The organism is Sphingomonas sp. 7/4-4 (genome assembly GCF_027941955.1).
Taxonomy (GTDB): Bacteria; Pseudomonadota; Alphaproteobacteria; order Sphingomonadales; family Sphingomonadaceae; genus Sphingomonas.
Genome location: NZ_CP115960.1, coordinates 3,718,295 through 3,731,813, shown reverse-complemented (window position 1 = coordinate 3,731,813; position 13,519 = coordinate 3,718,295). Strand labels below are relative to the sequence as shown.

12 protein-coding genes and 1 pseudogene are annotated in these 13,519 nt (G+C 67.3%); 3 read left to right on the top strand and 10 right to left on the bottom strand.

All coding sequences use genetic code 11. The annotated features are described in order from the left end of the window. Positions 1-6 precede the first annotated feature (6 nt). Both PIB19_RS19155 and msrB read left to right on the top strand, forming a co-directional pair. Positions 7-1,242: a cytochrome P450 gene (locus tag PIB19_RS19155; RefSeq protein ID WP_271238613.1), complete on the top strand. Its 1,236-nt coding sequence runs from the start codon at positions 7-9 to the stop codon at positions 1,240-1,242. A 167-nt stretch (positions 1,243-1,409) separates the two neighbouring features. After that, positions 1,410-1,892 (top strand): peptide-methionine (R)-S-oxide reductase MsrB, encoded by a 483-nt coding sequence (gene msrB / locus PIB19_RS19150; RefSeq protein ID WP_271238612.1) that lies wholly within the window; start codon positions 1,410-1,412, stop codon positions 1,890-1,892. Here msrB and PIB19_RS19145 read toward each other — a convergent pair. Next, entirely contained in the window at positions 1,889-2,458 is a 570-nt protein-coding gene (locus PIB19_RS19145; protein WP_271238611.1) for a CHAP domain-containing protein, read from the bottom strand. The two genes, msrB and PIB19_RS19145, sit on opposite strands and share 4 nt — an antisense overlap. Before the next feature lie 404 nt (positions 2,459-2,862). Here PIB19_RS19145 and PIB19_RS19140 point away from each other — a divergent pair, with 404 nt between their 5' ends. Beyond that, positions 2,863-3,414, top strand: a complete 552-nt coding sequence (locus tag PIB19_RS19140) for a hypothetical protein (RefSeq protein WP_271238610.1) — start codon at positions 2,863-2,865, stop codon at positions 3,412-3,414. 139 nt (positions 3,415-3,553) lie between these two features. Here PIB19_RS19140 and PIB19_RS19135 read toward each other — a convergent pair whose 3' ends face one another. From PIB19_RS19135 to recN, 9 genes and pseudogenes are all read right to left on the bottom strand, one after another. Continuing rightward, a complete protein-coding gene (locus PIB19_RS19135; RefSeq protein WP_271238609.1) occupies positions 3,554-4,285 on the bottom strand; it encodes an extensin-like domain-containing protein in 732 nt (243 codons plus the stop codon). Continuing rightward, positions 4,282-5,028 (bottom strand): NUDIX hydrolase, encoded by a 747-nt coding sequence (locus tag PIB19_RS19130; RefSeq protein ID WP_271238608.1) that lies wholly within the window; start codon positions 5,026-5,028, stop codon positions 4,282-4,284. The genes PIB19_RS19135 and PIB19_RS19130 overlap by 4 nt, the downstream gene beginning before the upstream one ends. A gap of 29 nt (positions 5,029-5,057) precedes the next feature. Further along, entirely contained in the window at positions 5,058-6,074 is a 1,017-nt protein-coding gene (locus tag PIB19_RS19125; protein ID WP_271238607.1) for an SMP-30/gluconolactonase/LRE family protein, read from the bottom strand. Between the two features lie 9 nt (positions 6,075-6,083). Further along, complete coding sequence (locus PIB19_RS19120; RefSeq protein WP_271238606.1) at positions 6,084-7,427, bottom strand: GntT/GntP/DsdX family permease; 1,344 nt, start codon at positions 7,425-7,427, stop codon at positions 6,084-6,086. Between the two features lie 61 nt (positions 7,428-7,488). Further along, positions 7,489-8,602: pseudogene (locus PIB19_RS19115) on the bottom strand (Gfo/Idh/MocA family protein). 351 nt (positions 8,603-8,953) lie between these two features. Further along, positions 8,954-9,946 (bottom strand): ATP-binding protein, encoded by a 993-nt coding sequence (locus tag PIB19_RS19110; RefSeq protein ID WP_271238605.1) that lies wholly within the window; start codon positions 9,944-9,946, stop codon positions 8,954-8,956. Positions 9,947-10,279: 333 nt separating this feature from the next. Then, entirely contained in the window at positions 10,280-11,002 is a 723-nt protein-coding gene (locus PIB19_RS19105) for a response regulator (RefSeq protein ID WP_271238604.1), read from the bottom strand. A gap of 137 nt (positions 11,003-11,139) precedes the next feature. Further along, positions 11,140-11,505 (bottom strand): hypothetical protein, encoded by a 366-nt coding sequence (locus PIB19_RS19100; protein ID WP_271238603.1) that lies wholly within the window; start codon positions 11,503-11,505, stop codon positions 11,140-11,142. A gap of 247 nt (positions 11,506-11,752) precedes the next feature. Beyond that, entirely contained in the window at positions 11,753-13,414 is a 1,662-nt protein-coding gene (gene recN, locus PIB19_RS19095) for a DNA repair protein RecN (RefSeq protein WP_271238602.1), read from the bottom strand. Between the last annotated feature and the right edge of the window lie 105 nt (positions 13,415-13,519).

Sequence of the window (13,519 nt, the reverse complement as noted above, 5' to 3'; positions counted from 1 at the left end):
GGTGGAATGGCTACGCTTGCGACCGAGTCGAGCCCGGAGAAGGTCGTCGATCCGCTCGATATGAGCCGGGCCGAATTGTACCGCGACGATGTCTGGCAGGCGCCGTTCCGCGAGCTGCGCGAGAAGGCGCCGGTCTATTATACCGAGCACAGCAGCTTCGGGCCGTTCTGGTCGGTCTCGTCGTACAAGCCGATCGTCCAGGTCGAATCGCTGCCCGAGCTCTATTCGTCCGAGGCGGGCGGGATCACCATCGCCGACCTGAAGGAAGGCGACATCAAGATGCCGATGTTCATCGCGATGGACCGGCCCAAGCATACCGGACAGCGCCGGACGGTGGCACCGGCATTCACGCCCTCGGAAATGGTGCGGATGAACGAGAATATACGCGTTCGCAGCGCCGAGATCCTCGATTCGCTGCCGGTAGGACAGGAGTTCGACTGGGTCGACACCGTCTCGATCGAGCTGACCACGCAGATGCTGGCGATCCTGTTCGACTTCCCGTGGGAGGAGCGGCGGCTGCTGACCTATTGGTCCGACTGGGCGGGCGATATCGAGATCGCCAAGGATCCGGTGCGCAAGGAGGAGCGGCGCAACATCCTGTTCGAATGCGCCGCCTATTTCGGCAATCTCTGGCAGGGGAAGATCGGCAAGGAGCCGACCCCGGACCTCATCTCGATGATGATCCATTCGGATGCGATGAGCCACATGGATCAGATGGAGTTCCTCGGGAACCTCATCCTGCTGATCGTCGGCGGCAACGATACGACGCGCAATTCGATGAGCGCCTATGCCTGGGGGCTCGACCAATTCCCCGACGAGCGCGCCAAGCTGGAGGCCGATCCGGGGCTGATCCCCAACGCCGTGCAGGAGATCATCCGCTGGCAGACGCCGCTCGCGCATATGCGGCGGACGGCGACGCAGGACAGCGAGCTGGAAGGCCAGAAGATCCGCGAAGGCGACAAACTGGCGCTCTGGTATCTCTCGGCCAATCGCGACGAGAGCATCTTCCCCAATGCCGACAAGATCATCGTCGATCGCGAGAATGCGCGGCGCCACCTCGCCTTCGGGCATGGCATCCATCGCTGCGTCGGTGCGCGGCTCGCCGAGCTGCAGATCGGGATATTGCTCGAGGAAATGGCGAAGCGGCGGCTTCGCGTGAACGTGCTGCGCGAGCCCGAGCGCGTCGCGGCATGCTTCGTCCACGGCTACAGGAAGATGCCGGTGGAGTTGAGTAGATATTGAGCAAATTCCCTCTCCCTTTGGGAGAGGGAGGGAGCCGACGAAGTCGGTGGAAGGGTGAGGATCGAGCTGCCCTCACCCTTCCCACTCGCTTCGCGAGCGGGCCCCTTCCCTCTCCCAAAGGGAGAGGGAGCGTTGGAATCGCCCCCAAGCGATCCCACATTCTCTACATGCAGACCGATCGCCGCACCCTTCTCACCATCGCCGGCCTCGGCGCGATCACCGCGGCATGCGGTGGTGTGCCCGCCGAGGCGGCACAACGCTTCGCCTTCACGCTCACCGATGCCGAGTGGAAGAAGCGGCTGAGCCCGGCCGCCTATCGAACTCTTCGGCAGGGCGCGACCGAGTTTCCGGGGACGAGCCCGCTCAATCGCGAGCATCGCGCGGGGACGTTTTCCTGTGCGGGGTGCGCGCTGCCGCTGTTCGCCTCGTCGACCAAGTTCGACAGCGGCACGGGATGGCCGAGCTTCACTGCGGCCCTGCCAAATGCAGTGATCACGAAGAGCGACCGGACCCTGGGAATGGCGCGGACCGAAATCCTGTGCCGCCGCTGCGGCGGGCATCTCGGCCATGTCTTCGACGACGGGCCCCAGCCCACCGGCAAGCGCTATTGCATGAACGGCGTAGCGCTGACGTTCACGGCGAAAGCTTAGTTCGCGACGGTCTCGGGCTTGAGATCGCTGAGGTCGAGGTTCAGCGCGGCGACGACGATCGGGTCGGCCTTCTTCGCTACCTGCGGTGCGGCGAATGCGTCCGGCGCGCCGTCCGAATAGATGAAGCCGTTGATCGGGTAGGTCGAGGTGCCGAGGTCGCCGAGCGGGGCGAACCAGACGCGGACTTCGCTCCAGTCACCGGCTGCCGAGACGTCGACGGCGCGGACGTTGCGCTCGATGCCGCCGCGGCGCGACCAGTTGGCATGGGTGAGCAGCACTTCGCGGTCACTGACGATTTCCGAAACCATCGCGACATGCCCGAACGGGTTCCGCGCGGTCTTCTTGAACGACATCACCGCGCCGACCTTGGGGGTTTCGCCGCGCTGGTAGCGGCCGGCGGCCTGTTCCCACCACGTCCAGGCATTGCCGCGAATGTTCACGCCAGAGACCTGACGGGCATAAGGCACGCACTGGAGATAGGCGCTCTTCGCCTGGGCGGGCACCGAGGTGAGCAGGGCGCAAACCGCCATCAGCGCAAAACGCGCTGCGAGAACACGAAACTTCATGGACCCCCGGTCAGGAATCAAGCTGTTGATTGTTGCTAACCGCAACATAGGACGGCGGTACAGCCCTGCGCCCCACCGATCCGACGAACCGTTGCGACGAACCGACGGATTGAAGGAACCGGCCAAAAAACCGCGGAAAACAGCGGCTTTCGCTGGCTCCAAAGGTTTATGCTTTCTTAATTCCAGGCATGCCGGGCGACGGATTCGGCGAATGCTGCGTTGTTGCGCAAGAGCATCAGCGTGCAAGTTTTCCACAAGTGCGGACTCGATTCATCGCAGCATTGTTGCGCCGCAACACCTTTTCGATTCCTATGATGAATGGGAGCCAACGGCTGATTAAGCGGCGCGTTAACCATTCTGCCGCATGATCACCGTCGGGGATTGAGTGGGTGGGAGTTAAGGTGATGGCATCCAGAATGAAGCCGGCCGAAGGCGCCATGACGCTGGCCGAAATGAAGGAATTCGCGGGGTTCAGCGCATCGACGCAGCGTTATGTCCGCCGCGCGCTCGATATCGGGTTCGAGCGCGAGGACGCGCTGGAGCGCTGGTCGCGCGACGTGGTCGAGGCCGCGAGCATCCGCGCCCAGGCCCGCATGTACGAGCGCATTCCCGAACTGCGCGCACTGATGCCCGAGGACAGCGATCTCGATTCGATCGAGCCGTTCATGGCGCCGCTGGTGACCGTGTCGGCCTTCGATCTCGGCCAGGGGCGGCTGACCACCTTCTCGGCCTATCGCTTCCTCTATGAGCGGCTGATCGGCGCCGAGGTCCGTCCGTGGCTGCCCTCGGCCTTCTGCTCCGCCGCAGCACTGCCGCATCTGCACCCGGATCTGCGCCGGAAACTGCTCCAGTCGATCAGCGAAGCCGCGGCGACCGCCTCGGGCTGGTCGAACCGGCAGCCGGCTTTCTTCCCGCAATGGGTGGAAAAGGTCGACGCGGCGGCGCTTCCGCACTGATCCCCTCGTAAATCCTCCCTCGCGAAGCGGGGAGGTGGCGCCGAAGGCGACGGAGGGGCGTAGCCGCAAATCCATCGCCTGCGGCCAAGCCCCTCCACCACTTCGTGGTCCCCTCCCCGCTACGCGAGGGAGGATTTTATTACCGGCAGGTCCGCCACCCCATTTCCCCGCGGGTCGCCTGGTCGAGATGCAAGTGATCGCGGTGCGCCGCATTGTAATCGGGCGACAATACCGTCGAGAATAATTTGCACCCGCCGGTGCGCACGTCGCGCAGGAACGCCGCTTTCTCTCCCTTATCCTCCCAATCATTCAGCACGCTGACGTGCGTGCCGTCCGAAAGCCTGAAGCCGGCGACATCGATCGCGTCGGCGGTGGCGTGCTCGCTCCAGTCGCCCGCGCTGCGGCCGTAGATGCGGCGGCACGAATAGCTGCCGAGATGCTCGATCCGCTCGACCCGCGCGCCGAAATGCTTCTGCGCGGCGGGCTGGAGGACGTTCCACTCCCACATCGCCAGAGCGGCCGCGACCGGGCACGAGACGCCGAGCCGCGCGGGGCTGAATTCGATCTGCTGGCTGCCGCCGGGCGCGAAGCGAAGCCCATCCGCATAGCCGCATCGCTCGCCCGACTTCACCGTCGGCAGGATCGTGTAGCGCACCCCCGCCGACTGGAGCAGCGCGCGGCATTCGGCGAAATTGTCGGTCAGGCCGGCAAGCTTGCGCCCGGTAAAGGCGCCGATCGGCTGGCCGAGATCGAGCCGCGTCCAGGGCAGGTCCTGCGGTCGATTCCGGACCAGTGCATAGATCGTGAAGAAGAGGCCGAGCAGCACCGCGAAGGCGATGACGGCGAGGACCGCCTGGCGGATCGTCCTCATGCGCGGATCGCCTGCGCGAGCGGCTCCGACGTGACCGGATAGCCGAGATCGTCGGGGATGCAGAGGTGCCGGCCATCGTCGCGCGCCTCGATCCACGGCGTGATCGTGCGCACCGGATGCGCGCGGGCATCGGCCGCCGCGTCGGCGAAGCTGGCGAACAATGCGAGCCGTTCGAGGTTGCGACGGGTGGGGAAGATGATCATGGCCTCGCCGCGATCGGCCGCGTCGAGCACTGCGCGTGCCGAGGCCCAGAAGACGCGGACATTCTCGTTGCCGTCGACCACCGGCTCGGCGCCTCGCGGCGCCCGGGCGAGATAGAAGCGCGTGTCGAACACCTTGTGATGGACCCCGGCGGGCAGCCAGCGCGCAAACGGCACCAGCGCGTCGAGATCGAGCGCGCCGCCGACTTCGTCGAGCAATGCCCCCATCGTTTCGCCCGCATAGAGGCGGCGCTGGAGACCGGGGATCGCCGCTACGGGAACCGTCACGCCGACCGCGACGCCGGCTTCCTCGATCGTCTCGCGCACCGCGGCGATCCGCGCGGCGCGGTCTTCGGCATCCCCGTCCAGCGTCATCGCCAGCACATGGTCGCCCGGATCGACACGGCCGCCGGGAAACACCAGTGCGCCGCCCGCGAACGACATCGCGCGTGCGCGCTCGACGATCAGCAATTCGGGCGGACCGTCGGCGGTCTCGCGCATCACGATCACGGTGGCCGCGGGAATCGCCTCGGGTTCGGACATGCACCCGATCTAGGCGGCGATTCCCGGCTCTACCAGCCCGAGCTCTTCAGCCGGACGCGGGCGAGCATGTCGCTCGACGTGAGGAACAGGGTCCGGCCATCCTCGCCGAACGCGCAATTGGCCGTGGCCTTGCCGGTGGCGATCAGGCCGAGCGCCTTGCCTTCGGGCGAGAGGACATAGATGCCGCCGGGCCCGCTAGCGAACAGCCGGCCGGCCTTGTCGACCTCGAGCCCGTCGGGCATCCCCGGAAGCTTGCGCGCAAGCGGTTCGCTGAAATCGTGGAAGACGGTCGGCGCGGCGCGCGGCATGCCGTCGGCGCCCAGCGGATAAGCCAGGATCTGCGGCCGCGCCTCGTCCGACATCGCGACATAGAGCGTCGTCTTTTTCGGGCAGAGGCCGATGCCGTTGGGGCGCTTGAGCGTGTCGTCGATCACCCGGACCTTGCCGTCGCGATCGAGCCGGAACACGCCGTTGAATGCCAGTTCCTTGAGCGGCGAAGTGTCGCCTTCGGTGAGGCCGTAAGGCGGATCGGTGAAGTAGATCGCGCCGTCCCGCCCGAACGCGACATCGTTGCAGCTGTTGAAGCGCTTGCCCTCATAGCGATCGGCGAGGATCGTGCGGCGTTTGGTGGCGAGATCGAGCGCGGCGATCGCGCGGGTTCCCGAATCGGCGATGATCAGCCGCCCCTGCGCATCGACTCCGAGGCCGTTCGATCCCGCCTCGCGAATGCCGGCCGGGATCGGCCCGACCAGTCCCGACGGGTTCAGGAACGGCGTGATGCCCTCGCCTTGCTTCCAGCGATAGGCGATGTTCGCCGGCACGTCGGAGAAGAGCAGATAGCCGCCGTTTTTCACCCAGACCGGACCTTCGGTCCATCGATAGCCGGTGCCGAGCACTTCGATCGGCGCGTTCGCGTCGATCACGGCATCGAGGCCCGGATCGAGCCGGGTGATGCTGCCGATGGTTTTGGCGCGTGCGAGCGCAGGGACGAAGGGAAGCGCCGCCATTCCGGCGAGCGCCGTGCGGCGCGTGATGGAGTTGGTCATGTCCTCTCTTTACACGAACGGCCAGATCAGCAGCGCGATTCCGAAGCTGGTGAGCCCGGCGATCGTGGCGCCGATCGTCCAGCTGCGGAAGGTCTGCGCCTCGGTCAGCCCCAGATATTGCTTCACCAGCCAGAAGCCGGTGTCGTTGACATGGCTGGCGATCGTGGCGCCGCCGCCGATCGCGATGGTGACCAATGCGATCCGGCTGGGGCTGAGCGCCGCCGCGGTGATCAGCGGCCCGGCAAGACCCGCGGCGGTCACCATCGCGACGGTGGCCGAGCCCTGCGCGATGCGGACGAACGCCGAGAGCAGGAAGGCGAAGACCGGCACCGAGACCTGCGCCGCAGTGACCAGGGCGGTGATCTGCTGCCCTGCCCCCGATTCGATCAGCACTTCCTTGTACGCCGCGCCCGCGCCGATGATCAGCACCATCAGGCCGGCAGGCTCGAGCGCGCGGGTCATGATGCGCGAAAGCGTCGCCCAGGGCGCGCCTTCGCGCACGCGGAGCCAGCCGGTCACCGACAAAGCGGCGAGCATCAGCGCAGTGAAGGGGTGGCCGAGGAAGAGCAGGAAGGTCTTGGCCGGGCCCGGCGCCATCGCCTGCCCCGCCACTGCCGCGATGAGGATCAAGGCGAGCGGGAACAGCATCGCGAGCAACGCCGGCAGGAAGCCGATCGGGTTGGTCTGGGGCGCGCCTTCGTCGAGCATCGGCGGCGGCGCCTGATCTCCGAAACCGGGCGCGCCATGGAACATCTTCGCAAAGATCGGCCCGGCGAGGAGTGCCGAGGGAATTCCGCAGATCAGGCCGTAGAAAGCGAGCAGCCCGTAATCGGTGTGGATCAGCTCGGCCACCGCCACAGGCCCCGGATGCGGCGGCAGCAAGGCGTGCATCGTCATCAGCCCGGCGAGCAGAGGCAGCGCGAAATAGGTCACCCGGCGCTCGGCGCGGATCGCCAGCGTGGCGAGCAAGGGCGCGAGAATGATGAAGGCCACGTCGAAGAACAACGGCACCCCGACCACGATGCCGACCGCCGTGAGTGCCCAGGGCACTCGCTTCTCGCCGAACAAGTCGAGCAGGCGATGCGCGATGGCGTTGACGCCGCCGCTCGCCTCGAGCAGCCCGCCGAGCACTGCGCCGAGCCCGATCACCACTGCGACGAAGCCGAGCGCCTCGCCCGTGCCCTTGCGGATCGCGGCAATCACCGACTGGGGCTCGCCGCCGAATGCAAGGCCCGTCACCAGCGCCACCAGCAGCAGGACGAGGAACGGCTGCAGCTTGAAGCGCAGGACGAGCACGATCACCGCGGCGATGCTCGCGGCGACGATCGCCAGCGTGTACCAGGGCTCAGGCATCAGGCGCTCTCCACGCGGATTTCGATGAGGTTGGTGATGAGAAGCTGCCCGCAGTCCGCCTTCACGCCTTGGCCACCCGGACCGCCCTGCCCTCGCGCGCCGAGCGATAGATCGCCTCGATCAGCCGCATGTCGCGCAAGCCCTCCTCGCCCGCGACGATCGGCTCGCGGCCGCTCATCGCGCATTCGGCAAGGTGATCGAGCTGCGCCACGAATTGGTTCTTGGCCGGCACCGGCAGAGTCACCTGCTCGGGCTTGCCTCTCTTGCGCGTCCACATCTGCTGCCCTTCATAGGGTGTCGCGGGCTCCATCCCGATCCAGCCATCGCCTCCGGTGGCACGCCAGGCATTGTGGTTCGAGCTGTAGCTCGACACGCACGCGGCCAGCGCGCCCGAGGGAAGCGCATCTGCCAGTCGATCCGATCCTCGACGTTGCGGAAGCGCGGATCGGTCCTGTCGGTCGATTCCATCGCACTGACCTCGATCGGCTCCTCCCCGAGAGGTAGCGCGCGGCATTGAGGCTGTAGATGCCGATGTCCATCATCGATCCGCCGCCCGACAAGGGTCGATCGAGCCGCCACTGGTTGGGCGAGATGGTGAAGCCGTGCTCGGAGGTGATCAGCCGCGGACGGCCGATGAAACCGTTCTTGATCAGTTCGATGCCATGGCGGTTATACGGCTCGAAATGGCTGCGATAGCCGATCATCAGTTTCTTGCCCGCCTTCTTCGCGGCGGCGATCATCGCCTCGCATTCGGCCGAGGACACCGCCATCGGCTTCTCGCAGAGCACATGCTTCCCCGCTTTGCTGGCGCGGATCGAATATTCGGCGTGCAGCGAATTGGGCAGCACGACATAGACCAGGTCGATGTCGGGATTGTCGCGGATGCTGTCGTAATTGGCGTAGCTGTAGCGATGCGTTTTCGGGATGCCGTATTCGGTACCGTAGCGCTCGAGCTTCTCGGGCGTGCCGCTGATCAGCGCGGAGAGCTTGGCGAATTCGCAGTCCTTCAGCCGAGGCATGATCTGGTTGGTGGCGTAGCTGCCCAGCCCGACGATCGCGTAGCCCAGCTTGCGTTTCGGCGGCTCCTGCGCCCAGCCGCATGCCGGCAGCGTCGCTGCCAGCAGCGCGGCGCTCGAACCGGTCAGGATCTCGCGGCGGCTCCGTCCGTTGCTCATCACCCTCTCCTCTCGCGCTGCTTGGGCGGGCCCGATCGTTCGATCACGTCGCGCGTGTGAATCGACCTGCCCGCCGTGCAGGCGATAGCGCTATCATGATGGCGGACGGGAGCGAAAGACCCCTCATGGTCGTATGCCGGAGAGGCGCCCCGGCAGATCGCTTCGCGCCGGGTTGTATCGACATTCAAATCCTCCCCGCCAGGGGAGGTGGCGCCGAAGGCGTCGGAGGGGAGGTACGCAGCGTACTCTCCCATTGAGCGCAGTGCTTCCGCCCCTCCGTCACGCTGCGCGTGCCACCTCCCCTGGCGGGGGAGGATTGAAGGCCTTCGCTCGCCTGAATGTCGATACAACCTAAATCGGCAGGCGCATTGTCGCGATCAGCCCGCCGCCCGGCCGGTCGGCCAGTTCGACATCGCCGCCATGCGCGCGCGCCACTGCCCGCGCGCTGGGCAGGCCGAGGCCGACCCCGCCGGTGTCCCTGTTGCGCGAGCGTTCGCCGCGGAAGAACGGCTCGAAGACATGATCGAGATCCTCGGGCGGGATGCCGGGTCCGCGGTCGCACACCTCCAGCACCGCGTGACCATCGACCCGATCGAGCGTCACTTCGGCGCCGCCGGCATATTTGACGGCGTTCATCACGAGATTGGTGACCAGCGCCTTGATCGCCGCCGGATTGCCGTCGAGTACCACGGTCTCTCCGGGCGCGAGTGTGACCGCCTCCCCGCGATCGGCGAGATCGTCGACCACCGTCTCGGTCAGCGACCGCAGGTCGAGCGGGCGCCGCACCGGCTTTTCGCTGGTATCGCGGACATAAGCGAGCGCAGTCGAGACCAGCCCCTGCATGTCGCGGATGTCGCTTTCGCACGCCCGGCGCAGGTCATCGGGCGCGGCTTCGAGCCTCAGCCCGAGCCGCATCAGCGGCGTGCGCAGATCGTGCGCCACTGCGCTGATCACCGTGGTGCGATCGTCGACATAGCGATTGAGCCGCGCCTGCATCGTGTTGAACGCGGCGGCCGCCTCGGCGATCTCGCCCGGCCCTTCGAGCTCGAGCGGCGGCGCGCGCGGATCGCGCCCCAGCCGCTCGGCGGCGGCGGCGAAAGCGCGGATCGGCTTGGCGAAGCGATGCGCGAGCGCCCAGGCGAAGGGCGCGACGGCCAGCGCCGAGACGATCAGCCACAGCAGCACGAACCAGCGCCACGGCTCGAAAGCCTCGACCGGCTCGACTCGGATCCATTGCCCGTCGGGCTGGCGCCACGCCGCCGAGAACCCACCGATGACGATGACGTTGCGCGCGACCGTGGGGCTGATCGGCGAAGGGCGCGGCACGGCGGAGCGCTCGAACACGCGCTCACGCTGGAGGAAGGGCGGAGGAAACTGATCCGCACTTTGTCGGCCGAGGTGCCGAGCGCGGTCGCCAGCGCCGCCCCGATCCGCTCGCTGCGCGGATTCCATGGCACGGGCGGCACGTCCGCGACCCGCGCGATCTGCAGTTCGCCTCCCGGATCGCGGCCCTGCTTCATGGTCTGGACGATGTAATCGATGGTGTAGAGCTTGGCCGAGGGCGTCTGGGCCGCGACCAGCAGCGCGAGGTTCATGAGCTGGACCACGGCGACGCAGACCAGCATCAGCAGGAAGATGCGCAGGAACAGCGGCGATCGGGCCGCGCCCCGGCTGGGATCATGCGCGCGCGACTCGCGGCACGAACAGATAGCCTTCGTTGCGGACGGTACGGATGATCTCGTCGGCGCCGGCGCGCAGCTTGCGCCGCAGGCGGCTGACCTGCACGTCGATCGCACGGTCATAGGCGTCCGAATCGGGACCGCGCGCCGCCTGGAGCAAGGCCTCGCGCGAGAGCACGCGCCGCGGCCGCTCGATGAACACGCGCAGCACTGCGAACTCGCCGTCGGTGAGCCCGACCAGCACGCCGTCGGGATCGAACAGCTCATGGCTGCCGAGGTCGATCCGCCAGCCATCGAACATATAGACTTCGCTCACCGGCGCAGGGTTCGTCCCGCGCTTGCGCAGCGCCGCGCGCACCGTGGCGAGGATCTCGCGCGGGCTGCACGGCTTGGGCAGATAATGGCCGGCGCCGACCTCGAGCCCGAGGATGCGGTCCTGCTCCTCGCCGAGCGCACTCAGCAGGATGACTTCGGGCCCGTCGCGCTTCGCGATGCGGCGGCACGCGGACAGGCCGTCCTCGCCCGGCATCATGATGTCGAGGATCACGCAATCAACGGAAGTGCGCGCGAGCACTTCGTCCATACTGCGCGCGTCGGCGGCGGTCTCGACCCGGAAGCCGTGCGCGCCGAGGCTGTTCGCGAGCAGATGGCGAATGTCCCGATCGTCGTCGACAACCAAGAGCGTTGCGGAATCGGCCTGGGGTTGGGCGGCAGCGTACATGGCGTCCTTGTACAAAAATGTGTCTGAATTGCTGCCCTAATTTTTCTTTGGGAGCAAATGCACGGGGCGCATGGCCGATGTAGAACGGGCTCCGCCATCGCTGGCGGAGCCCGTCATGATCTTTCGGCCAAGGCCGCTTATCGGCCGCGATATCCCTGGCGATCATGCTTCTCGAAGCGGATCCGCGCCGAGAGCGCATCGAAGCGGCGATCGAGATCGCGGCGCTCGGCGAGCGTCAGACCGGGGCGGCTCGCACGATAGCGCGCCTCGAGGCGATTGAGGTCGCGGAACTGCGCACGGAGCCGGGCGGCTTCGGCCCGCGTGAGCGAACCTGAGCGGATGCCCTGGTTGATGCGGGCCTCGAGCTTCGCCTGGCGCGCATTGATGTTCTGCCAGCCGCCCTGATAGCTCGCGAAATGCGGCGCGGGCGCTGCGATGGCGGCGGCGGGGACAGCCGCGGCGGCAATGCCGAGGCCGGCAAGAATGAGCGAGAACTTCTTCATGTTACTCTCCTTTTGCAACAGGACCGCGGCTGCGGTCGAAAGGCGTTATGAAGCGCCCCTGTCGCGGGGATGTCCCATGGCCCGGCATTTTGTGTCGCGATTTGTCGCATGTGCGAAAGGAGACTGAACGGGCGTTCAGACTGCACTCCCTCTCCCCTCCGGGGAGAGGGCCGGGAGAGGGGAAGTGCGGCGCACTCTCCCTCTTGCCCCTCTCCCAACCCTCTCCCCGGAGGGGAGAGGGCTTTGGCTAGGCCACCAGCAGACGCTCCGCCTGCGCGCGCGCTTCGGGGGTGATCTCGGCACCGGAGAGCATGCGCGCGATCTCCTCGCGGCGCTGTGCGGCGTCGAGCGGCGTGACGCCGGTCCGGGTGACGAAGCCGTCATGGCTCTTGGCGATCAGCAGGTGCTGCGTGCCCCGCGCCGCCACTTGCGGGCTGTGCGTCACGACGAGCACCTGCGCGCTCGACGACAGCCGCGCCAGCCGCTCGCCGATCGCGCTGGCCACCGCGCCGCCGACGCCGCGATCGATCTCGTCGAAGATCAGTGTCGCCGCACCGCCCTCTTCGGCGAGTGCTACCTTCAAGGCGAGGATGAAGCGCGAAAGCTCGCCGCCGCTGGCGATCTTGATCAGCGGCGCGAAGGGGGCGCCCGGATTGGTCGAGACCTCGAACTCGACTCGGTCCATGCCCGCCGCCGACCCTTGCCCCTCGTCGAGTTGCTCGACCACGGTGCGGAAGCGCGCGGCGTCGAGCTTCAGGGGCTTGAGCTCGGCCTCGACCGCGGCATCGAGCCGCGCGGCTGCCCCGGCGCGTGCGGCCGACAGCGTGCGCGCCGCTTCGCGATAGGTCCGGTGGGTTTCCTCGACGGCGAGTTCGAGCCGGGCAATGCCGGCGCCGCCGCTCTCGACGCGTTCGAGCCGGGCGGACAATTCCTCCAGCAACGCAGGCAGATCGTCGGGCTGGACGCGATGCTTGCGCGCGATGCCACGCAGCTCGAACAGCCGCGTCTCGTCGGCTTCGAGCGCGGCGGGATCGAAGGCCAGCGCCTCGGCGGCGAAATCGATCCGGTCCTGCGCCTCGGCACCCTCGGTGATCGCACGATCGATCGCGGCGAGCGCCTCGGCAAGCGCGTCATGGCTGTCGGCGATCCGCTCGAGCACGCGCGCGGCCTGGCGCAGCTGGCTGAGCCCGCCTTCCGATCCTTCGAGCAGTTGCGCGATCGTCTGAAGCTCGTCGGCGACCTTCTCGCCGCGCTGCATCGTCGCGCGGCGTTCGGCGAGACGCTCTTCCTCGCCCGCTTCGGGTGCGAGCGCGCGCAGTTCGGTGACGGCGTGATCGAGCCATTCGCGGTCGCGCTCGGCCAAATCCTGCTCGGCGCGGGCAACCGCGAGCGCGTCTTCGGCCTCGCGCCACGCGCGATGCGCCACCGCGACAGGGCCGATTTCGAGCCGCCCGAAACTGTCGAGCAGGGCACGATGGCCGCGCGGGTTGAGCAGTCCGCGATCGTCGTGCTGGCCATGTATTTCGACCAGATGCGGCGCGAGCTCGCGGAGCAGGCCGGCAGAGGCGGGCTGATCGTTGACGAAGGCGCGGCTGCCGCCGTCCGACTTGACGATGCGGCGGACGAGCAAAGGCTCGCCGGGTTCGAGGTCGAGCCCGTTCTGCGCCATAACATTGGCGATCGCGCCGCCCGGCGGCGGAGTCTCGAAGCTGGCGGTGACCGCGGCCTGCGCGGCGCCCTGGCGCACCAGCCCGCTCTCGCCGCGCGCGCCGAGCGCAAGCCCCAGCGCATCGAGCAGGATCGATTTGCCCGCGCCGGTCTCGCCGGTCAGCACGCCGAGGCCGGTGCCGAACTCAAGGTCCAGCGCCTCGATCAGGACGACATCGCGGATGGAGAGCGCCGTCAGCATGCGCGGCGCCTTATTGCAGGAACGGAGGAAGAACGGAAGCCATGGCTCACATCCTTGCCGTCATCCCGGCGAAAGCCGGGATCCAGAGCCGCACACGACACGGCA